This is a genomic window from Pseudomonas sp. P1_A1 (genome assembly GCF_056406935.1).
This window is the reverse complement of the sequence record NZ_JBFTZE010000007.1, coordinates 240583-263026: the sequence shown is the minus strand read 5'-3', so window position 1 is coordinate 263026 and position 22444 is coordinate 240583. Positions and strand designations below refer to the sequence as shown.

Below are 22444 nucleotides of genomic sequence, written 5' to 3'. Positions count from 1 at the left end.
CCGGGCACGACTGTGGGATCGGTTTAGCGCAGAACCTTACTTGATGCGCTGACCTGGCTTGGCGCCACTGTCGGGGCTCAGCAGGTAGATTTCTTCGCCACCAGGGCCGGCCGCCATCACCATACCTTCGGAGATCCCGAATTTCATTTTGCGGGGCTTGAGGTTGGCAATCATCATGGTCAGGCGACCTTCAAGCTTGGCCGGGTCCGGGTAGGCGCTCTTGATGCCGGAGAGCACGTTGCGTTGCTCGTCACCGATGTCCAGGGTCAGGCGCAGCAGTTTGTCGGCCCCTTCGACGGCTTCGGCCTTGAGGATCAGGGCGACGCGCAGGTCGACGGCGGCAAAGGTATCGAACTCGATCTCCGGCGACAGCGGATCCTTGGCCAGTTCGCCGTTGCCTTGAGGTGCGGCAGCTTCGCCGGTGTCGGTCTGGCTGGCGGTCAGGTCTTCTTTCGAGGCGTCGGTCATGGCTTGCACTTTTACCGGGTCGATGCGGGTCATCAAGGGTTTGAACTCGTTCAGCTGATGGTTGCTGAGCAAGGTGGCGTGGTCGTTCCAGGTCAGCGGGGCGACGTTCAGGAACGCCTCGGCATCGGCGGCCAACAGCGGCAGCACCGGCTTGAGGAAAATCACCAGTTGGCGGAACAGGTTGATGCCCAGGGCGCAAATGGCCTGGACTTCATCCTGCTTGCCTTCCTGTTTGTTCAGCGACCATGGCGCCTTGTCGGCGATCCAGGCGTTGGCTCGGTCGGCCAGGCCCATGATTTCGCGCATGGCCCGGGCGAAGTCACGCGCCTCGTAGGCTTCAGCGATGCTCGGTGCTGCGGCCAGGAACGCTTCGGTCAGCTCCGGCGCGGCGTTGCCGGCCACCAGCACGCCAGCGTTGCCTTTGTGGATGAAACCGGCGCAACGGCTGGCGATGTTGACGACTTTGCCGACCAGGTCCGAGTTGACCTTCTGCACGAAGTCTTCGAGGTTCAGGTCCAGGTCATCGACGCCACGGCTCAGCTTGGCCGCGTAGTAGTAGCGCAGGTATTCCGGCGACAGGTGATCCAGATAGGTCCGGGCCTTGATGAAGGTGCCGCGGGACTTGGACATCTTCTGACCGTTGACGGTCAGGTAGCCGTGCACGTTGATGCCGGTCGGTTTACGGAAACCGGCGCCTTCGAGCATCGCTGGCCAGAACAGGGCGTGGAAGTTGACGATGTCCTTGCCGATGAAATGGTACAGCTCGGCGGTGGAGTCCTTGCCCCAGAACGCGTCGAAATCAAGTGCAGGCGTACGGTTGCACAGGTTCTTGAAGCTGGCCATGTAGCCGATCGGCGCGTCCAGCCACACGTAGAAGTACTTGCCCGGCTCATCGGGAATTTCGAAGCCGAAGTACGGCGCATCGCGGGAGATGTCCCACTGTTGCAGGCCAGCATCCAGCCATTCGGCGATCTTGTTGGCCACGGCCTCTTGCAAGGTGCCGCTGCGGGTCCAGGCTTGCAGCATTTCCTGGAAGTCCGGCAGCTTGAAGAAGAAGTGCTGGGAATCCTTGAGCACCGGCGTGGCGCCGGAGATTGCCGACTTCGGATCTTTGAGGTCGGTCGGCGCGTAGGTTGCACCGCATTTTTCGCAGTTGTCGCCGTACTGGTCTTCGGTGCCGCATTTCGGGCAGGTGCCCTTGATGAAGCGGTCGGCCAGGAACATTTTCTTTTCCGGGTCGAAGTACTGCGTGATCGAGCGCGTGGCGATGTGCCCGGCGTCGCGCAGCTTCAGGTAGATCTGGCTCGACAGCTCACGGTTTTCTTCGGCGTGAGTGGAGTGGAAGTTGTCGAAGTCCACCAGGAACTCGGCAAAGTCGGCGCTATGTTCAGCCTGGACGTTGGCGATCAGTTGTTCCGGGGTGATGCCTTCCTTTTCCGCGCGCAGCATGATGGCCGAACCGTGGGCGTCGTCGGCGCAGACGTAAATGCATTGGTTGCCGCGGTGCTTCTGGAAGCGCACCCACATATCGGTCTGGATGTATTCCAGCATATGGCCGAGGTGGATCGAACCATTGGCATAGGGCAGGGCGCTGGTGACGAGGATCTTGCGTGGCTCGGACATGGGGCTCGGCTACTTGATGAAACGGAGGTCGGCCACTATAAAGCGCCGGCGCATATTTTTCACCCCGTGAGCCTGTTTCATTGGATGAGTAACGGCTAAATCAGTCAAAAGATCGCAGCCTTCGGCAGCTCCTAGAGGGATTGCGCCGAACTTGTAGGAGCTGCCGAAGGCAGCGATCTTTTTGGCATCCCGCCAAACCATCAGAACAGGTACGATACCCGCCTGATTTTCCAGTCTTGCTATCGGAGTTGCCCATGAGCGCCGTCAATCGCGCAGCGGTGGAAGCCGTCCTTCGCCAATACACCGACCCTTATCTGAACCAGGACCCGGTCAGCGCCGGGTGCGTGCGCAGCATCGATATTCAGGGCGATCGCGTCAGCGTCCAGCTGGAGCTGGGTTACGCCGCCGGTCTGTTCAAGAGTGGCTGGGCGCAGTTGCTGCAACTGGCCATCGAGGGCCTGGACGGCGTGGTCACTGCCCGCGTCGAGATCACCAGCGTGATTGCCGCGCACAAGGCCCAGGCACAGATTCCGGGGTTGGCCAACGTCAAGAACGTGGTGGCCGTGGCGTCTGGCAAGGGGGGCGTGGGCAAATCCACCACGGCCGCCAACCTGGCGCTGGCGTTGGCTCGTGAAGGTGCCAAAGTGGGGATTCTCGACGCGGACATCTACGGTCCGAGCCAGGGCATCATGTTCGGCATCCCTGAAGGCACCCGTCCTCAGGTCAAGGATCAGAAATGGTTCATTCCGATCGAGTCCCATGGCGTCGAAGTGATGTCCATGGCCTTCCTGACCGACGACAACACGCCGATGGTCTGGCGTGGGCCGATGGTGTCCGGCGCCTTGTTGCAACTGGTCACGCAAACGGCCTGGGGCGATCTGGATTACTTGGTCATCGACATGCCGCCAGGCACCGGCGACATCCAGTTGACCCTGGCGCAGAAAGTCCCGGTGGCCGGTGCGGTGATCGTGACCACCCCGCAGGATCTGGCATTGCTGGATGCGCGCAAGGGTGTGGAAATGTTCCGCAAGGTCAACATCCCGGTGCTGGGCGTGGTCGAAAACATGGCCGTGCACATCTGCTCCAACTGCGGGCATGCCGAGCATTTGTTCGGTGAGGGCGGCGGTGTGAAGCTGGCCAACCAGTACGGCGTCGAACTGTTGGCTTCGTTGCCGCTGTCGATGCTGATCCGTGAACAGGCCGATGGCGGCAAGCCAACGGTGATCGCCGAGCCTGACAGCCAGATTGCGATGGTTTACCAGGAACTGGCCCGCCATGTCGGTGCGCGGATTGTGTTGCAGGAAGCTGCGACGCCGGCGATGCCGAACATCACCGTCAGCGACGATTAAATCGCTGAAAAGAGATCGCAGCCTCGCTTCGCTCGACAGCTCCTACAGGTGTAAGCCAATCCATGTAGGAGCTGTCGAGCGAAGCGAGGCTGCGATCTTTTGATCTTGCTTTAGATACGCAACCCGCCATCCAACTCCAGAATCCGACCGGTGTAGTAGTCATTCTCGAAAATGTAGGCCGCCGACTGGGCGATCTCTTCGGGTTTGCCCATGCGCTTGAGCGGAATCCCGGAAGTCATCTTTTCCAGCGCTTCAGGTTTCATGCTCAGGGTCATTTCAGTTTCGATGAAGCCCGGCGCAATGCCCGCCACGCGAATCCCATAACGTGCCAGTTCCTTGGCCCAGGTCACGGTCGCCGCAGCGACACCGGCCTTGGCGGCGGAGTAGTTGGTCTGGCCGATATTGCCGGCGCGCGAGATCGACGAGATATTGATGATCGCGCCGCTGTTGTTCAGCTCGACCATTTTTGCCGCGACTTCACGGGTGCACAGGAACACGCCGGTCAGATTGACGTCGATCACCGCTTGCCATTGGGCCAGGCTCATCTTGGTCATTTCGCCGTCCTTGACCTTCAGCAACAGGCCGTCACGCAAAATGCCGGCGTTGTTGATCAGGCCATGGATCGCGCCGAAATCGTCGGCCACCTGGCTGACCATGTGGGTCACTTGCTCTTCATCGGCGACGTTGCACAAGTAGGCGCGAGCCTCGACACCCTTGGCCTTGCAAGCGGCGACGGCGGCGTCGAGTTTTTCCTGGTTCAGGTCCACCAGGGCCAGCTTGGCGCCACGACTTGCAAGATACTCGGCCATGGAACGGCCTAAACCCTGGCAACCGCCGGTGATAATGATTACTTTGTCAGTGAGTTGCATTCGCATAGCCCCATAGCCGATCGGAGTGTTTCTCCTTCTAGAGGGCCTCTCGATCTGAGCCTGATGTGGCTTGGCTGCACATGAGAACTGCCCCTGTGGCGTACTGGAACTTACACCCAGACGCCTGTCCGTTTTTTCGACGGAATCTATATAAGGAGTCATAAATTGAGCGTTGTAGTGGCTAAGCATGCCCGAGAATTGCTTCTCAAGGAATACCGTGGAGTGCTCTCGACGCACTCCAAAGCGATGCCCGGTTTCCCGTTTGGCTCCGTGGTTCCGTACTGTCTGGACGAACAGGGCCGGCCGCTGATCCTTATCAGCCGCATTGCTCAGCACACTCACAACCTGCTGAAGGATCCGAAATGCTCGCTGCTGGTGGGTGAACGCGAGGCCGAAGACGTGCAAGCCGTTGGTCGGCTGACCTACCTGGCCGAAGGGGAAAAACTCGAGGACACCGCAGCCATCGAAGCGGCAGCCGAGCGTTACTACCGCTATTTCCCGGATTCGCAGAACTATCACAAGGCCCACGATTTCGATTTCTGGGTGCTCAAACCGGTACGCCACCGTTACATCGGCGGCTTTGGCGCGATTCACTGGGTCGACCAACTGACCCTCGCCAACCCGTTCGCTGGCAAGGCCGAAGTGAGCATGGTCGAGCATATGAATGCCGATCACGCCAAAGCCATCGCCCACTATGTCGACCTGGCGGGCCTGCCGAAAACCGTGCCAGCGCAATTGGTCGGCATCGACAGCGAAGGCATGCACTTGCGCATCGGCCAGGGGCTTTACTGGCTGCCGTTTCAAGCGCCTTGTAATACGCCGACACAAGTCCGGGAAGCCTTGGTTTTCCTGGCTCACGCCGAACATTGGCCGAAAAATCAAGTGGCCGACGCTTGAATTCACGAAACGGCGACGTCATCTAAGGAACACTGGCAAGGCTTACTTGCGTTGAGGAACCATTTGATGCGCCCTTTTTTGTTGCTCTTTGTACTGTTCCCGGTGTTGGAGCTGTTCGTATTCGTCAAGGTCAGCGGGGCGATCGGGTTTTTCCCGGCCTTGCTGCTGATCATTCTCGGCTCGATGCTCGGCGTGTTCGTGCTGCGTATCGCCGGTCTGGCTACTGCGCTGCGCGCCCGTGAAAGTCTGAACCGCGGCGAGTTGCCGGCGCAGACCATGCTCGAAGGCCTGATGCTGGCCCTGGCTGGCGGTCTGTTGATCCTGCCGGGCTTCGTCACCGACGTGTTGGGCCTGATCATGTTGCTGCCGCTCTCTCGTCGACTGCTGGCCAATAAAATGCGCCTGCGTGCCGAGGAACAAGCGATGCGCCAGCGTGCGTTTGCCGATGACCTTCAGCCGCGGGGCGGTCCTGCTCCACGCCAGCCGCTGGGCCGTGAGCCCAACGTGATCGAAGGCGAATTCGAACACCGCGATTCCAAGTAACACTTCCATCGACACGGCACCTTCGGGTGCCGTGTTCGTTTTCAGGGCCACGACGTAAAAATTTCGCTCACGGCCCTTGAAATAGGCTCGCGCGCCCTTATGTAACGGTCACCGCAAGGTTTCTGGCAATTGCGCCAGACAGACTTCCGCGGTTCGCTCGACGAACCGCACCCGGCGCCGCCGGATTTGTTAAACCCGCCGGGACTACACCGGCCGATGAAAACCGCAATTAGGAGAGATCGACAATGAAGCTTCGTCCTCTGCATGACCGCGTCGTTATCCGTCGCAGCGAAGAAGAAAAGAAAACCGCTGGCGGTATCGTCCTGCCAGGTTCGGCTGCTGAAAAGCCAAACCAGGGTGAAGTCCTGGCTGTAGGCCCTGGCAAAGTGCTGGACAACGGCGAAGTGCGTGCACTGTCCGTGAAAGTGGGTGACAAGGTGGTGTTCGGCCCGTACTCCGGCAGCAACACTGTGAAAGTCGATGGCGAAGACCTGGTGATCATGGCTGAGAACGAGATTCTCGCTGTTGTCGAAGGCTGATTCCCCGCTCATTTTCCCGCTACTACAAAGTATTTAAGGAATATCGATCATGGCTGCTAAAGAAGTTAAATTCGGCGACTCCGCCCGCAAGAAGATGCTCACCGGTGTCAACGTTCTGGCTGACGCAGTAAAAGCGACCCTGGGCCCGAAAGGCCGTAACGTGATCATCGAGAAGAGCTTCGGCGCTCCGACCATCACCAAGGACGGCGTTTCCGTAGCCAAAGAAATCGAACTCGAAGACCGCTTCGAAAACATGGGCGCGCAGCTGGTCAAAGACGTTGCCTCCCGTGCCAACGATGACGCAGGCGACGGCACCACCACCGCTACCGTTCTGGCTCAGTCGATCGTCAACGAAGGCCTGAAAGCCGTTGCTGCCGGCATGAACCCGATGGACCTGAAGCGCGGTATCGACAAAGCGACCATCGCGATCGTCAAGGAACTGAAAGCCCTGTCCAAGCCTTGCGCTGACACCAAGGCAATCGCTCAGGTGGGTACCATCTCCGCTAACTCCGACAACTCCATCGGCGACATCATTGCCGAAGCCATGGAAAAAGTCGGTAAAGAAGGCGTGATCACCGTTGAAGAAGGCTCGGGCCTGGAAAACGAACTGTCGGTTGTTGAAGGCATGCAGTTCGACCGTGGCTACCTGTCCCCGTACTTCGTCAACAAGCCAGAGACCATGACTGCCGAGCTGGACGGTCCGCTGATCCTGCTGGTCGACAAAAAGATCTCGAATATCCGCGAAATGCTGCCAGTACTGGAAGCCGTTGCCAAAGCCGGCCGTCCACTGCTGATCGTGGCCGAAGACGTTGAAGGCGAAGCCCTGGCGACTCTGGTTGTGAACAACATGCGTGGCATCGTTAAAGTCGCAGCCGTCAAGGCTCCAGGCTTCGGCGACCGTCGCAAGGCCATGCTGCAGGACATCGCTGTTCTGACCGGCGGTACCGTGATCTCCGAAGAGATCGGTCTGAGCCTGGAAAGCACTACCCTGGAACACCTGGGTAATGCCAAGCGCGTGATCCTGTCCAAAGAAAACACCACCGTGATCGACGGCGCCGGCGTTGAGGCTGATATCCAGGCTCGCGTGACCCAGATCCGTCAGCAAGTGGCTGACACTTCGTCCGACTACGACCGTGAAAAACTGCAAGAGCGCCTGGCCAAACTGTCCGGCGGCGTTGCAGTGATCAAGGTTGGCGCTGGCTCCGAAGTAGAAATGAAAGAGAAGAAAGCCCGCGTTGAAGACGCCCTGCACGCTACCCGTGCAGCCGTTGAAGAAGGCGTGGTACCTGGCGGCGGCGTGGCACTGATCCGTGCCCTGCAAGCCATCAGCGAACTGAAAGGCGACAACGCCGATCAGGACGTCGGTATCGCTGTTCTGCGTCGTGCGGTCGAAGCGCCACTGCGTCAGATCGTTGCCAACTCCGGCGACGAGCCAAGCGTGGTTGTCGACAAGGTCAAGCAAGGTGCGGGTAACTTCGGTTACAACGCTGCCACCAGCGAATACGGCGACATGATCGAAATGGGCATCCTGGACCCAACCAAGGTGACCCGTTCGGCTCTGCAAGCTGCATCCTCGATTGGCGGTCTGATCCTGACCACCGAGGCCGCTGTTGCCGAAGCGCCGAAGAAAGAAGGCGCAGCTGGCGGCGGTATGCCAGACATGGGTGGTATGGGTGGCATGGGCGGCATGATGTAAGCCAGCCTTACCCCTATAAAAAAGCCCCGCCTGCGTTGAGCAGGCGGGGCTTTTTATTGCCCTTCAAAAGATCGCAGCCTTCGGCAGCGCCTACAGAGGTTCGCAATCCCGTGTAGGAGCTGGCGAAGCCTGCGATCTTTTGATCTTTGTTCAGGCGCTGACCGGTTTTGCCTCGTTCGCCTGTTCAGTCTTGGAGGCCGGCCGGTACAGGATGTAGTAGTACGCTCCCAGGCAAAACAGCCAGCAGAAAATCGCCGTCCACACGTTGTGCGAGAAGAAGTGCGCGCCCTGCATCATCCGGCCGATGGAAAACACCGAGCCCAACGTGAAAGCGAAGATAAACGCATAGCGTGCCAGCCTTGGGCGTCGGTCACGCAACACAAAGAACAACGCAAACAGGGTGAAACCGGTCGCCGCATGACCACCTGGCCAGCAGCGGCCTGGCTTGTCGGTATGCGGGCGAGGGCTCAGCAGTTCGCTGTAGGTTTCGTGCCCGCCGAATTGTTCCAGGCTCCATGGGCATTGCACCGCCGTTGCCGCTTTGAGCGGAGTGACAAAGGAGGTTGACAGCGCCAGAGACAACACCAGGCAACCCATTTCACGTTTGAACGGTTTGAGCCTTCCAATGAAGAAGGAGCCGACAAAGCCCAGGATTGAGAACACCGAAAAGGCAATGACCACTTGCTTGGCCCGGTCATGCAGGATGTCTTCCAGGAAATAACTGTGGCGCCCGATGAATGCACCGGCGACCGGATCATAGAACAGCTTGGCAAGGTCCATGTCCAGGGACGTCAACTCGAGCAGCATCAGAGTGATCGCCGCAATGGCGGGCACTCCCAGATACAGCCAGAAGTTGAGCGGGCGGGAGGCGGGACGGACAGCGGTTGATGACATGGTGGATCCTGATGAATGGAAAAACCCCGGGGCATCAGCCCGGGGCCATTCGGTTAACGTTCGCTGACTTGGCGGGTGCCCTCCGTGGGCGCTTTCCAGCCGAGCAGCTGTTGCTTGAAGCCATGACTGGCAGTTTGGTAATAAGTGATTGCGCGGGTGATCAACGGATCAACGGTGGTGGCCCGTGATTCGCGACTGTCGGTCAGTGCATCGTCGTGGCGACGCAGACCCTCACGCGGGCTCAGGATCGCTAAATCCTTACCATCGAACAAGCCCAGATGTTGATAGTTGCCAACCACCACTCGCGGCGGCAGTGGATTGTCCTGCAACAGGTTGCGACCGAAGAACGTCGACTGGTAATCCAGGTTCAGCAGCCCGAGCAACGTTGGCGCAAGGTCGATCTGACTGGCCAGCTGTGCGGTTTCCCGAGCGTCGATCAGCTTCGGTGCATAGATGAACAGCGGAATCTGATAGTTGTTGATAGGCAAGTCTTCTTTACCGGCGCTGCCAGCCGTGTGATCGGCAACGAAGACGAAGATTGTATTATCGAACCAGGGTTTTTTGCGCGCCTGATCGAGGAACTGACCAATGGCGAAGTCGGTGTACTTCACCGCACCGTCGCGTCCGCTACCGGATTTGATATCGATCCGGTTATCCGGGTAGGTGTAGGGGCGATGGTTGGAGGTGGTCATCAGTTGCAGCAGAAACGGCTGTTGCCTGGCGTAGTCGGCATCGGCCAGTTTCAGGGTCTGGTTATAGAGGTCTTCGTCAGCCATTCCCCAGGCGTTCTTGAAGTGAATCTCTGATTCATCGACGCTGCTCTGGTCGACGACGCGATAGCCGTTGCCGCTGAAGAACGCGTTCATGTTGTCGAAGTAACCGCGCCCGCCATACACGAATACGCTGTCGTAACCCACGGCGCTGAGTTGCTGGCCGAGGCTGGCGAAACCGCTTTCACGACCCACGCGCTTGACGATCGAGCGCCCCGGCGTCGGTGGAATGGCCAGGGTGATGGCCTCCAGGCCGCGATCGGTGCGGGTGCCGGTGGCGTAGAAATTATTGAAGTACAGGCTTTGTTTGCGCAAGGCATCGAGGTTTGGTGTCAGGTTGCGATCGTCGCCATTGCTGCCCATGTACTTGGCACTGAAGCTTTCGATGGTGACCAGCACGATGTTGGGTTTTCGTTCGGTGCCGGGATTATCGATCATCCGGCGGATGTCCTGCGGATCCTCGCCGATGAAGCGAGCGTTGGGCTCGGTCAGTTCAGCGCGAATCTGTTGCGCGACGACGGAGGTCGGCAGGGTGCTGTAGAACTGCGGGTAATCCAGTTCGTTATTGCGAAAGGCGGCGAAGAACTGGTATGGGCCATTGCTCGCCAGTTCGTTCTGATAGGCATTGCCTCCCTGAGCGCGCGGCGCATCCTGGCTGAGCAGTTGCGCGCTCAGGCCAGCGACGATCAGCAGGCCGAGCGCATTCAGCAGACGCCCGCGCATGGCAGGCAATGGTGCGTCCAGCGCAGCGTTGAAGGATTTGCGCAGGGCAAGGCTCAGGACCACGGCCAGCACCGCGAGCAGGCTCAGCAGCTTGCCGATCGGGTACGACTCCAGCAGGTTATTCAGCACTTCGTCGGAGTAGACCAGGTAATCGACGGCGATGAAGTTGAAACGCACACCGAACTCATCCCAGAACAGCCATTCGGCCACCGACGTGAACAGCATGGCGAACAGGCTGACGGTCAGCAGGCCCTGAAGGAACCAGCGATGGCCACGGCGGCGCCACAAGGCCGGCGGGCATAGCAGCAGATAGAGGCCCATGGGCAGCGCCGCGTAGGCAATGAAACCCAGGTCATAAAGCAGGCCGATGCCAAACACGGACAGGAGCCCGCTGCCGGCCTCATCCAGGTGAGTGAGGAGCAGAACGCTTCGGGTCAGGAGAAAAATGACCAGCCAGGAACCGGTTACCAGCAGCAGAAGGCGCATTGGCGCCGTCTTCAAACAATCCATTATCTACATTCCCTATTTCAATCGCGCGAAAGTTTCTCTTGAACGCTGTAGTCAGGTTGTGAACCGACAGTGAAAAACTTGTTAGCACCATTATTTGGTTGAGCGCATCGATTCTACGACCGGCCGCCCTAGCCCTGAGTCACACTTGGCCTTAAGCTGCGCGGGCCAAGACGGCCGTTACTGTATACGGAGGAGGTGCCGATGCGAATTCTATTGGTTGAAGACAACCGCGATATCCTGGCCAACCTGGCCGATTATCTGGGGCTCAAAGGTTACACCGTGGATTGCGCACAGGACGGTTTATCTGGCTTGCACCTGGCGGCCACCGAGCATTACGACTTGATCGTACTCGATATCATGCTGCCCGGCATCGATGGCTACACCCTGTGCAAACGCCTGCGCGAAGACGCCCGCCGTGATACGCCGGTGATCATGCTCACCGCGCGCGATCAGCTGGACGACCGTCTGCAAGGCTTCAAATCCGGCGCCGACGATTACTTGATCAAACCCTTTGCCCTGTCCGAACTGGCGGCGCGCATCGAGGCGGTCATGCGCCGTGCCCAGGGTGGCGGTCGCCGTGCCTTGCAGGTCGGCGATCTGAGCTACGACCTCGATACCCTGGAGGTGACACGCGAAGGCCGTCTGCTGAAACTCAACCCGGTGGGCCTGAAGCTGCTGGCGGTGTTGATGCAGAAAAGCCCGCACGTGCTGCGTCGGGAAATTCTCGAAGAGGCCCTGTGGGGCGACGACTGCCCGGACAGCGACAGTCTGCGCAGCCACGTCCATCAACTGCGCCAGGTGATCGACAAGCCGTTCGACAAGCCCTTGCTGCACACGGTGCACGGCGTCGGTTATCGCTTGGCCGAGGGTCGTGATGGAGTTTAAGCAGAGCCTTGCCCAACGGATCATCATCGCTTTTGCGTTGATGAGCGCATTGGTCGCGGGAGCCTTCGCGATAGGCATCATCGCGACCGTGCACCTGGTGGAAGAAAAACTGATTTCGGCAGGTCTGGGCGGCGATTTGCAACGCCTGTTGCTGATGGACAGCGTGTCGGACTGGAGCCACCGCCCCGAGCCGGACCAGTTGTTCTATTTCAGCGGCGGGCCGGGCGACTTTGAGTTACCCAAGGATTTGCGGCACCTGGACTCTGGTTTTCATGAAGTCTTTCGCGACCATCTGTCGTATCACGCCATGGTCGAAATCGTCGACGGACGGCGCTACGTGCTGTTGCAGGACCAAAGCGATTTCGAAGAGCGTGAACGGGTGCTGTTTGCCGTAGTGCTGGTGGGTTTCGTGCTGAGCCTGGCGCTGGCGGTATTTCTGGGCTGGGTGCTGGCGCGCAAGGTGATGGCGCCGGTGGTGCGACTGGCCCGCCAGGTGCGCCATCGCGATCAGCTGTTGGGCCTGGCACCGCCACTGGCGCCGGATTATGCCGCCGATGAAGTGGGCGAGCTGGCCGTGGCCTTCGACGCCACCCTCGGGCGTTTGCGTCAGGCGTTGACCCGTGAGCGATTGTTCACCAGTGACGTCAGCCACGAACTGCGCACGCCATTGATGGTGTTGGCCAGTTCCTGTGAATTGTTGCTGGAAAACCCCGGCATCGATCAGCGCGGGCGTGCCCAGGTCGAGCGGATCGCCCGGGCTTGCGCAGAGATGCGCGAGTTGGTGCAGACCTTCCTCATGCTGGCCCGCGCTCAGCATGAAGACGCCAGCATGGGTCCCCAGCAGAGCCTCAGTCAGGTGGCCGACGGGTTGCTTTGCCAATGGCGCGAACCGATCGAAGCCAAGGGTCTGACGTTGAACGTCGAGTTGGGCAACCCGCCGGACACTCGCTATAACGCGACGCTTCTGCACGCGGTGATGGGCAACCTGTTGCGTAATGCGCTGCATTACACCGAGCATGGGTTTATCCGCTTGGCCCTGACGGATACGGGGTTCGTGGTCGAGGACAGTGGTGTAGGCATTCCCGAGGAAAAGCGCGAGGCGATGTTCGAGCCTTTCGTGCGCGGCAGCGAAAAGCGTGGCGAGGGCTTGGGGCTGGGACTGTCGCTGGTGCAGCGGATATGTGAGAACCAGGGCTGGAGTGTCAGCCTGACGAACATGGAACCCAACGGTTGTCGCTTCCAGGTGGAGTTGAGTCAGAAATAGCGGTGAATGGGTTGAAAATCAAATCGGCTCCGCAAAACCCTGAAATGATTCCGGGCTTTACCTGACGAAATTTTCACCAAGGCATGACCTGACGCTGACACCCCGTAACTTAAGGTGGTTGTCATCAGAAGCTCAGGAGATTGCAGTCATGGCTGGCCCGATAAAGCTCGGCTTCTCCGAAAAATACGACGATCGACCCGCACAGAAAAATGTGCGCAAGCACCAGGTGGGGCTCGGTCGCCGGCTGTCCCAATGGCGTGATGAACACCTGGCACGAAAGGCCCTGGCGTTGGCCGGTGAACCTGGCCTGGTCCTCGATTTGCCCTGCGGTGCCGGGCGTTTCTGGCCGTTGCTCGCGGAAAAGCACAACCGTGTCATCATCGGGGCCGACAACTCGGTGTCCATGCTCAAGACTGCCATGCGCACGCAACCCGCCGACGTGGTCAAAAGGGTGCAACCCTTGCACACGTCTGCATTCGACATTGCCTTGCCCGATAACGCGGTCGACAGCATTTTCTGCATGCGTCTGCTCCATCACGTCGGTGAAGCCGAGCAACGACTGACCATCCTGCGCGAATTCGAGCGTGTCACCCGCGACAGCGTGATCGTTTCGCTATGGGTAGACGGCAATTTCAAGGCCTGGAAACGCAAGCGCGCCGAGAGGCAGCGTGGGCAGGAAGGTTACCAGACTCGATTTGTGTTACCGGCGGCTACAATTGAAAAGGAGTTCGAGCAGGCGGGTTTCCGTATTCAGGGGCAAATGGATTTTTTACCGCTCTATGCCATGTGGCGGGTCTATGTATTACGCAAGAGGTAACAGAATGACAGTGCACTATGCAGCTGCGCCCCATGACCTGAAGCAAGGGCGTCGCCACTCGTCGTTCAGCGATACAGACTGGAAAAAACTCGTCTACTTTTATAACAAGGCGTTTGGCAGCGCTATCAAAGGCTTATCGTGATGAAACTCGAAATTGCGCGAGGTTTGTTTTTAGCCGGAGCCTTGGCAGTTGCTTCTTTGGCGGTGGCTGCCTGGGAGCAGCCCCGCATGCAAGTCCTCAGTTCAGTGCACGGTGACGCGCATTGTCCATTGCCCCGGGTCGCCAAAGCACCCATGGCCACTCAACCTGATCATGACTTGTTACTGTTCATGTTCGGACTTTCTCAGGGACTGAGGCCACAGAGTTGAACAGATTGAAGCCCACATAGAAGGCCTCGCGAATGCGAGGCCTTTTGGTTTTTGACGTTAAGGTTTATCGGGTTTGGCCAGCAACGTGTAAATGCATGGCAGCACGAACAAGGTGAACAGTGTCCCGATCGACATCCCCGTTGCGATCACCGTGCCGATGTCGAACCGGCTGACGGCTCCCGCGCCCGTGGCGATGATCAACGGCACCATGCCGAACACCATCGCCGCCGTGGTCATCAATACCGGGCGCAGACGAATGGCCGCCGCTTCCTCCACCGCTTCGCGAGGTGTCAGGCCTTTCTCCTTGCGTAACTGGTTGGCGAACTCGACGATCAGGATCCCATGCTTGCTGATCAGTCCGATCAACGTCACCAGCCCCACCTGGGTATAGATGTTCATGCTCGACCAGCCGAGGAAGAGCGGGATCAATGCGCCACAGATCGACAGCGGCACAGTCACCAGAATCACCAGCGGATCGCGGAAGCTTTCGAACTGGGCCGCCAGCACCAGGAAGATGATCGCCAAGGCCAGGGCGAAGGTGACCCACAGCGCGCTGCCTTCCTGAACGTATTGCCGTGAGACACCGGCATAGTCGACGGCGTAACCCGTCGGTGCCTCTTCCCGGGCGATCTGGCGCACGGTGTCGATGGCTTCACCCATGCTGACCAGCGGGACCCCGGAAAGAATCGCCGAGTTGAGTTGCTGGAACTGGTTCAACTGACGCGGCCGCGCGCGGTCAGTCACGGTGATCAGGGTCGACAGGGGCAGCAGTTCGCCCTTGGTGTTCCTGACGTAATAATGGTTCAGCCAGTCAGGGTTATCGCGGTAGGGCCGTTCCACCTGAGCGATGACCTTGTAGCTGCGACCTTCGATGGTGAACCGGTTGATCTCCGCCTCGCCCAGCATCGTCGCAAGAGTACCGCCCAGGTCCTGCATGGACACACCCATCTGCGCAGCCTTGGCGCGATCGATATCCACCACGACTTCGGGCTTGTCGAAGGCCAGGTCGACGTCGACAAAAGCAAACTTGCCGGACTCCATCGCTCTTTTTTTCACCCGGTCCATCACCTGCAACAGCGCCTCGTAGCTGTTAGCCGAGTTGATCACGAATTGAAACGGCAAGCCCTCGCCGGTGCCTGGCAGGGACGGCAGGTTGAAGCCGAATATTTGCAGCCCGGGAATGCTTTCCAGCTTGCTCTGGACCAACGGCAGGATCTGCATCTGGGTCCGGTGGCGTTCATTCCAGGGTTTGAGCAGGAAGCCGCCGATCCCCGATTGCACGCCATTGAAGCCGTTGATCTGGAACGAGGAGTAGTACTCGGGAAACTCCTTGAAAATGGCGACGAATTCGTCGGTGTAGGCGTTCATGTAGTCGAGGTTGGCTGGTTGCGGGGCGTTGGCCATCATGAAGATCACGCCCTGGTCTTCGTCCGGCGCCAGTTCCGACTTGGTGAACTTGAGCAGTACCGGAATCAGGCACAGCACGATCACCGCGAATACCAGCACTACCGGCCGGGTGTTGAGAGTGCCGTGAAGCACACGCTGGTAGCGGCGCTTTAGGCCTTCGAAGATCACGTCCAGGCGATGGGCCAGGCCGCTGGGGTTTTCATCGTGGCGCAGCAGCATGGCGCACATCATCGGCGACAGCGTCAGGGCGATGACACCGGAAATCACCACCGCCCCGGCCAGGGTCAGGGCGAACTCCTTGAACAACGCCCCCGTCAGGCCGGTCAGGAAGCCGATCGGTGCATAGACCGCCGCCAGGGTGATGGTCATCGACACCACCGGCATGGCGATTTCCCGGGCGCCCTCGATGGCCGCATCCAACGGTGTCTTGCCTTCTTCGATGTGCCGGTGGATGTTTTCCACCACCACGATGGCGTCGTCCACCACCAGCCCGATGGCCAAGACCATCGCCAGCAAGGTCAGCAGGTTGATCGAGTAGCCCATCATCTGCATGAAGAACATTACGCCGATCATCGACAGCGGAATGGTCACCACCGGGATCACCACCGAACGCAGGGCGCCGAGGAACAGGAACACCACCACGATCACGATCAGTACCGCTTCGAACAGGGTCTTCAACACTTCGTCGATGGAGGCCTGGATGAACAACGTGGCGTCGTAGGCAATTTCGCCCTTGAGGTTCGGCGGCAGTTGGGCCTTCAGGTCCGGCATGATCTTGCGCACTTCCTTGATCACATCCAGCGGGTTGGCGCCGGGTGTGGCCTTGATGCCGATGTACACCGAGGGTGTGCCGCCGAAGGAACTGATGGTGTTGTAGTTCTCCGCGCCCATCTCGACCCGCGCCACGTCTCGCAACAGCACACGACTGTCACCGTCGACCTTGAGCGGAATTGCGCCAAAGGCCTCGGCGGATTTGAGTTCGGTGTTGGCGTTGATGCTGGTGACCACGTACTCGCCTTTCACTTCGCCGGCGGCGGAGAGGAAGTTGTACTGGCGCACGGCGTTGGTCACATCGCTGGCGCTCAGGCCGAAACCGGCGAGCTTCACCGGATCCAGCCACAGGCGCATGGCGAACACCTGGTTGCCGAGAATCTCGGCTTCGGCCATGCCCGGCAGGGTCGCCAGTTTCGGCTGGATAACCCGGGACAGGTAGTCGGTGATCTGCGGGTTACTCAGCTCGTTGCTGAAGAAACTGATGTACATCAGCGCCGAGGCGCCGGTGGCTTCCTTGCTCAGCACCGGGTCTTCGGCATCCTGGGGCAGCTGGTTCTTGACCTCGTTGGCCTTGGCCAGCAGTTCGGTGAACAGGCGGTCGGTGTTGGAGCCGATGCGCGCGTAGATCGAGATCACCGAGAAGTTCTGGCGACTGACCGAGGTCATGTAGTCGATGCCCTCGGCGCTGGCCAGGCTGTGCTGCATCGGTTGGGTGATATAGCCCTGGATGGTCTCGGCGTTGGCTCCGGGATAAGCGGTGGTCACCGTGATCAGGGCGTTTTCCATTTGTGGGTATTGGCGCAGCGGTAACTTGCTCCAGGCCTGGAAGCCCAGCAGCACTATCAACAGGCTGACCACGGTGGCGAGCACCGGGCGGCGGATGAACGGATCGGTAAAAGCCATGGGGATTCCTTGATCAGTCAGCGCGCGGCTGACTGTTCTTCTCAGCCAGGGTCTTGTCGTCGCTGATGGCAACGTGCACGCCGTGGTCCAGTTTGAGCTGACCAGCCGTGACCACTTTTTCGCCGTTCTGCACGCCTTTGGTGATCATGACCATCCCGTCGCGGCGCTCGCCGGTTTCGACGAAACGTCGTTCGGCGATCAGAACCGGTTGGCCCTTATCGTCTTTTTCGAGGCTGCCGTCTTCGGCCTTTTTCTGCGCGACGACATACAGCGAGTTGCCATAAAGGGTGTAGCTGATCGCGCTTTCCGGCACCACGATGTGCGGCTGCGGGGCGGGCAACAACACCTGCAGGCTGGCAAACATCCCCGGCAGGAGTTTGCCATCGGGGTTGGCCAGGGTCGCGCGCACCAGCACGTTGCGGGTGCTGCTTTCTACCTTCGGGTTGATCGCGCTGACGGTGCCGGGGAAAGTCTCCGTCGGGTAGGCCGAGACTATGACCTGTACCGATTGGCCGAGGGTGATCTTCGGCACGTCCTGCTCGGGTACAAAGAAGTCGACGTAGAGGCTGCTGAGGTCTTGCAGGGTGGCGATCATCGTGCCGCTGGCCACGTAGTCGCCGACGTCTACCCGACGAATACCGATGGTCCCGCTGAACGGTGCGAGGATTCGTTTTTTCTCCAGCGCCGCCTTGAGCTGATTGACCGTGGCCCGGCTCTTTTGCAATACCGCCGAGAGTCGGTCGAACTCGCCTTTGGAAATAGCCTGGCTGCCCACCAGTTGGCTACCCCGACCGTAATCCAGTTGCGCCAGTCCCAGGTCGGCCTGGGCGGTTGCCAGCAGGGCGGTTTCCACGGCGCTGTCGAGTTGCAGCAGCGGCTGACCGACCTTGACCTTCTGTCCTGACTCGAACTGAACTTCCTTGACGGTGCCGTCGACCTCCAGGCTCAGATCGACTCCCTGCAGCGCCGTAAGGGTGCCGACCGTTGGCAAACGGCTTTGCCACGGACGTTCGGTGGCGGTGGCCACGGCGACACTGATCGGTGGTTTCGGCACAGAGAAGCCCTTCATCATCGTATAGATGGAGAAGGCTTTGTAACCGGCCAGGACCATCACGATTAGCAGGACAACACCCAACATGATCAGCATGCGGCGACGCAGCATATTTCCATTTCCTTGGAGAAAATCAGGTGAGACTGTCGGGAACATTACTCCGAGTATGAGGGGGATTCCAATGGATGTTTTTTGCGTGTTCTTACGAAAAAGATCGCAGCCTTCGGCAGCTCCTAAGGGTACGCATTCCCCTGTAGGCGCTGCCGCAGGCTGCGATCTTTCAAGCCATCAAATGCAGGTGGTTGTCCCAGAGACCAGCAGGCAATTCCAGAGGTTTTGCCACAACGGTTGTCTGGCGGCAATCGTAGAACCGGCAGCGGCCTTGACCCGAGGTCACGACAAACCCGTCGGCCACGGCACCGACCCCGGCACAATCGGGAAGCGGTGCATCCAGGCGTACTTCACCGCTGTCCAGGTCCCAGATGAAAAAGCGGTTGCCCCGCGGCGCGGTCAGGGCGACCAGGCGCAGTTCGCTGTGCACGGCAACGCTGGCGGTGTAATGCCCCATGGCCTGCAACTGATGCTCAGGCACCGGGAACGCCACGAACGGTTGGCCGGGACGCTTGATCGCCAGCAGCTCCGAAGACTCGTGAGCATCGCCCATGAACTGCTGACCAGCGACGATGGTGCCGTCACTGGCGATACCCAAGTGCCGCACGCTGTTCATCTGCTGGGCCAGTGTTTCCTTGCTCAGCAGCGTGCCGTCGCGCTTCATCAGCACCAGGCTCGGTTCCATGGCATTGAGGTTCATCTCGACCCGGCTTTCGGCCTCGGTGCGAATGCCGCCGTTGGCCACCACCAGTGTTTCGCCATCGGGCATCCACGACACCTGATGCGGGCCGACGCCGTGGGTGGAAATTTCGCCGCTGTGCACCAGTCGCTCACCTTCGAACTTATACACACCAAGCAGGCCACGGCCCGGATCGGAGGTGTCGTTCTCGGTGGCGTACAACCAGTCACCGCTCTGGTGAATCACCGCGTGACCGTAGAAGTGCCGGTTCGGCTGCGACACCACGGTTTGCAATAGCGTGCCGTCGCGCAGGTCGATCAGGTAGCTCTCGGTGCCCGGACGCCGAGCGACGAATAGCGCAATCGGCAGTGTCGGGTGGTTGATGATGTCATGGCAGCGCTGGCCGACCTGGGTCGCAAACACCCGGGTGCCGTCCAGCCGATAACCGACGGCATAGTGCTTGCCGTCACCGTCGTCCCGCGCCGAGAGCAGCAGCGGGCTTTTGTCCTTTTGCTTGAACAGCGTCCAGCCGCCCAGTGTCACCGCACCCAGCAGCAAACTCCCTAACGTCAGAGCCTGGCGTCGCAGCATGGCACTTGCCCTCATCAGTCGCCGTCGTTGGCGTTGAAGCCCAGTTGGATGCCCAGCGCCTTGGCCAGTTCGCCTTCGTGCAAGCGGTGGACAACGTTGAGGCTGTCATAGATGTCGTTCAACTGCTGGCGACCGGCATCGTCGGTGAGCATGTCGGTCAGCGAGCGCTGGTTGCCGGCAAGCAGTTTCAGGGACGCTGCGTAGGCCGCGTCGATCTTGTCGGCCAACGGTTTTTGCTCGCTCGGCAACAGACCGCGCAGACCTTTGTTGTCGACACCCACCCAGACGGTTTGCGCAGCAGTCAGGCTTGCTTCCATGCCTTTGAGCGACGATTGGCTGCGCCAGGCATCGGCCTGGAATGGCTGTGGCGTACCCTTGCTCTGACGGCCCATCGGCGTGCCGAGTTTTTTCTTCAGGGTGTCCAGCGCAGTCACTTGCACACGCAGCAGATCGGCGATCGCTTCGTGTGAGTCGGCGTAGCGCTGGTTAGGGAATTTGCTCATCTGCGCGAGCATGCCGTCGGTGGTGTTCCAGCGCGACAGGATCTCTTCGGCCAGTTGCTTCTGACGCTCGCCAATGGCGGTCAGCAGCGGGCAGTATTTGGCTTTCTGAGCGCTATCGGCCATGTCGATCTTGCTGTCGAACAGGATGTATTCATAAGCCGAGAGGCCTTGTACCACGACGCTGGACTTGGCCAGGGCTGCAGCATCGATCTGCGGCTGCGCAGTGACCAGTTGCTCGACTTGACGGCCGACGAGGTTTTTCTTGTCCGGCCAGAACTGCACCTGCCATGAACGGTTGCCCTCGGCCAGCGGCCCGATCAGCAGCGGTTGCAACTCGGCCCAGGCTTTTTGCGCGTGCAGGAAGTCGGCGCGAGCGGTGTCGAGGGTTTCCTTGCCTTGGCAAAACGCCAAGGCGCTGACCGCCAATTGCCGGTCGGCTTCCACCCAACGACTGTAGCTCGGCAGAATCACTTGCTTGGCGATGGCCGCCGAGGTGACCGCTTGCGGATCCTGGGGCGAACAGGCGCCCAGGGCGAGGGCGGCAAGGCTGGTGAACAACAATTTGGGACGGAACATGTCGGGCTCCCGCTGAAGGAATACGTATTAAAGGGAATTCAAAAACGCCAGCAACGCCGCGCGCTGCTCGGCGTTGAAAGACAAAACCTGTTGCTGCGCCGCTTTTGCCTCGCCGTCATGCCAGAGCACGGCTTCGAGCAGGTTGCGGGCGCGGCCGTCATGCAAAAACTGGGTGTGGCCGCTGACCGTCTGCGTCAGGCCGATGCCCCACAACGGCGGCGTACGCCAGTCGCGGCCACTGGCCTGGAACTCGGTGCGGTTGTCGGCCAGACCGTCGCCCATGTCGTGCAGCAGCAGATCGCTGTAAGGGCGAATCACTTGATTGGCCAATTCAGGTTCCGCGGCGTTGGCGGCGGTGGTGTATTGAGGGGTGTGACAGGACTGGCATCCGGCCTGGAAAAACAGATTCTTGCCGGCCAGCACCTCAGGTGCGCCAACATCGCGACGGGCCGGCACGGCGAGGTTACGGCTGTAGAACAGCACCAGACGCAAAATGTTGTCGCTGACTTCCGGCTCGCCATCCGGGCCATTGCCGTTGGGCGCCTGCTTGCAAGCAGTTTGGGCGTCGGTGCAGTCATCAATGGGTTTCAGGCTGGTCGTGAGGCCCATGTCACCAGAGAACGCATGAACATTCTGCTGATTGAGGTTCGGTTGCCCGGCTTTCCAGCCAAATCGTCCGAGAACAGTCTTCTGCTGCGCGTCGTCCCAGACCCGGTTCGGTCGTCCGGCGATGCCGTTTTTCTCCCGGGCCTGAGCCTCGGCGTTGGCCAGGATGGCCTCGTCGGGAATCGCTTCAAGCAAGCCCAGGCCAATCATCGGCGGTGCGATGCGCGCCGAGAAACGTGTATCCGGGTGCATTGGGCCGTAGCCGAGTTGGGTCATCTGCAAGATTGGTTTACGCAACTCGATTTCGCTGCCGTCCTTGAAGCGTACCGGGACCGGCGTGTAATCGACGCGCACCTTGCCTTCCGGCGCGACGCCGGGCACCGACATGTCCTGGAACTGGCCGCCGTAGACCGGCTCCGGCACCACGCCCAGTTGTTCGATGACTTTGGCGTAGGCCGGCGAATTGGGAATCGACAGGCGTACCAGCATCGACACCGCATTCGGCGCATCGGGCGTTGGCGGATGACCGCGCCCGTCCTTGATGTGGCAGTTCTGGCAGGCGTTGGTATTGAACAACGGGCCGAGGCCATCGCGGGCGGTGGTGGTCGACGGCGCGATCACCCAGGGGCTGCGAAAGAAGCTGTTGCCGACGCTGAAATCGACGCGCCGTGATGGCGGCAGATTGGCGGACGGCAAGGAGAATGCGTTCTTATCGGTCTTGCGCACTGTCGCGCTGCCACCGGACCGGGCTTCACCGGGTTCGGCCTGGGTAAAACGCGGGGCGTCATCGCAGGCACTCAGGCCCAGGGCCAGCAACAGTGCAGACAAGCGAAGAGGCAGCGTGGGCATCGGACATCCTGCAAGACGAGCAAAACAAGGGCGCAAAGTCTAACAGGGCAGGGGAGTTTGAATAAGAGGAATTATCGTTTGCTTGATGTGAGGCACTGATCGTTCCCACGCTCTGCGTGGGAATGCAGCCCGTGACGCTCTGCGTCACATCAACAGCCGAACGCGGAGCGTCCGTTGA

Annotated in this window: 18 protein-coding genes; 9 read left to right on the top strand and 9 right to left on the bottom strand. The window is 59.8% G+C overall.

Annotated features, from left to right (window positions below; genetic code table 11):
* Positions 1–36 precede the first annotated feature (36 nt).
* Positions 37–2091 (bottom strand): methionine--tRNA ligase, encoded by a 2055-nt coding sequence (gene metG, locus AC1D2Q_RS13400; RefSeq protein ID WP_018926594.1) that lies wholly within the window; start codon positions 2089–2091, stop codon positions 37–39.
* Positions 2092–2345: 254 nt separating this feature from the next.
* Here metG and apbC point away from each other — a divergent pair, with 254 nt between their 5' ends.
* Entirely contained in the window at positions 2346–3440 is a 1095-nt protein-coding gene (apbC, locus tag AC1D2Q_RS13395; RefSeq protein WP_019581546.1) for an iron-sulfur cluster carrier protein ApbC, read from the top strand.
* Positions 3441–3550: 110 nt separating this feature from the next.
* On the opposite strand, the gene AC1D2Q_RS13390 is transcribed toward apbC, so the two are convergent.
* The gene (locus AC1D2Q_RS13390; RefSeq protein ID WP_477813473.1) at positions 3551–4309 is read right to left on the bottom strand and encodes an SDR family oxidoreductase; all 759 of its coding nucleotides are present in this window, start codon (positions 4307–4309) and stop codon (positions 3551–3553) included.
* Positions 4310–4474: 165 nt separating this feature from the next.
* Between AC1D2Q_RS13390 and AC1D2Q_RS13385 the strand changes: the two genes are divergently transcribed.
* From AC1D2Q_RS13385 to groL, 4 genes are all read left to right on the top strand, one after another.
* Complete coding sequence (locus AC1D2Q_RS13385) at positions 4475–5206, top strand: HugZ family pyridoxamine 5'-phosphate oxidase (protein WP_026286457.1); 732 nt, start codon at positions 4475–4477, stop codon at positions 5204–5206.
* A 66-nt stretch (positions 5207–5272) separates the two neighbouring features.
* The gene (locus tag AC1D2Q_RS13380) at positions 5273–5749 is read left to right on the top strand and encodes an FxsA family protein (protein WP_477813472.1); all 477 of its coding nucleotides are present in this window, start codon (positions 5273–5275) and stop codon (positions 5747–5749) included.
* Between the two features lie 245 nt (positions 5750–5994).
* Positions 5995–6288: a co-chaperone GroES gene (locus tag AC1D2Q_RS13375; RefSeq protein ID WP_018926588.1), complete on the top strand. Its 294-nt coding sequence runs from the start codon at positions 5995–5997 to the stop codon at positions 6286–6288.
* A 49-nt stretch (positions 6289–6337) separates the two neighbouring features.
* Positions 6338–7984 carry a chaperonin GroEL gene (groL, locus tag AC1D2Q_RS13370; protein WP_305411318.1) on the top strand — a complete coding sequence of 549 codons (1647 nt, stop codon included), beginning with the start codon at positions 6338–6340 and terminating at the stop codon, positions 7982–7984.
* 150 nt (positions 7985–8134) lie between these two features.
* Here groL and AC1D2Q_RS13365 read toward each other — a convergent pair whose 3' ends face one another.
* A complete protein-coding gene (locus AC1D2Q_RS13365) occupies positions 8135–8878 on the bottom strand; it encodes a phosphatase PAP2 family protein (RefSeq protein WP_477813471.1) in 744 nt (247 codons plus the stop codon).
* A gap of 53 nt (positions 8879–8931) precedes the next feature.
* Positions 8932–10881: an LTA synthase family protein gene (locus AC1D2Q_RS13360; RefSeq protein ID WP_477813470.1), complete on the bottom strand. Its 1950-nt coding sequence runs from the start codon at positions 10879–10881 to the stop codon at positions 8932–8934.
* 201 nt (positions 10882–11082) lie between these two features.
* Here AC1D2Q_RS13360 and colR point away from each other — a divergent pair, with 201 nt between their 5' ends.
* The 4 genes from colR (at position 11083) to AC1D2Q_RS13340 (ending at position 14216) form a co-directional block, all read left to right on the top strand.
* Positions 11083–11766, top strand: coding sequence for a two-component system response regulator ColR (gene colR, locus AC1D2Q_RS13355; RefSeq protein ID WP_305411321.1), 684 nt, complete (start codon positions 11083–11085; stop codon positions 11764–11766).
* Positions 11756–13030: a sensor histidine kinase gene (locus tag AC1D2Q_RS13350; RefSeq protein WP_477813469.1), complete on the top strand. Its 1275-nt coding sequence runs from the start codon at positions 11756–11758 to the stop codon at positions 13028–13030. Before colR ends, AC1D2Q_RS13350 begins: the two co-directional genes overlap by 11 nt.
* 148 nt (positions 13031–13178) lie before the next feature.
* On the top strand, positions 13179–13847 hold the full coding sequence (locus AC1D2Q_RS13345; protein ID WP_477813468.1) for a class I SAM-dependent methyltransferase: 669 nt from the start codon (positions 13179–13181) through the stop codon (positions 13845–13847).
* 141 nt (positions 13848–13988) lie between these two features.
* Positions 13989–14216 carry a hypothetical protein gene (locus AC1D2Q_RS13340; RefSeq protein WP_253416541.1) on the top strand — a complete coding sequence of 76 codons (228 nt, stop codon included), beginning with the start codon at positions 13989–13991 and terminating at the stop codon, positions 14214–14216.
* 57 nt (positions 14217–14273) lie between these two features.
* Here the strand turns inward: AC1D2Q_RS13340 and AC1D2Q_RS13335 are convergent, their stop codons facing one another.
* From AC1D2Q_RS13335 to AC1D2Q_RS13315, 5 genes are all read right to left on the bottom strand, one after another.
* Positions 14274–17300: a multidrug efflux RND transporter permease subunit gene (locus tag AC1D2Q_RS13335; RefSeq protein WP_477813467.1), complete on the bottom strand. Its 3027-nt coding sequence runs from the start codon at positions 17298–17300 to the stop codon at positions 14274–14276.
* A 13-nt stretch (positions 17301–17313) separates the two neighbouring features.
* The gene (locus AC1D2Q_RS13330) at positions 17314–18462 is read right to left on the bottom strand and encodes an efflux RND transporter periplasmic adaptor subunit (protein WP_477813466.1); all 1149 of its coding nucleotides are present in this window, start codon (positions 18460–18462) and stop codon (positions 17314–17316) included.
* Between the two features lie 169 nt (positions 18463–18631).
* Positions 18632–19732 carry a DUF1513 domain-containing protein gene (locus tag AC1D2Q_RS13325; protein WP_477813465.1) on the bottom strand — a complete coding sequence of 367 codons (1101 nt, stop codon included), beginning with the start codon at positions 19730–19732 and terminating at the stop codon, positions 18632–18634.
* 14 nt (positions 19733–19746) lie between these two features.
* Entirely contained in the window at positions 19747–20811 is a 1065-nt protein-coding gene (locus AC1D2Q_RS13320; protein ID WP_477813464.1) for an imelysin family protein, read from the bottom strand.
* A gap of 27 nt (positions 20812–20838) precedes the next feature.
* Positions 20839–22266, bottom strand: coding sequence for a di-heme oxidoreductase family protein (locus tag AC1D2Q_RS13315; protein WP_477813463.1), 1428 nt, complete (start codon positions 22264–22266; stop codon positions 20839–20841).
* Between the last annotated feature and the right edge of the window lie 178 nt (positions 22267–22444).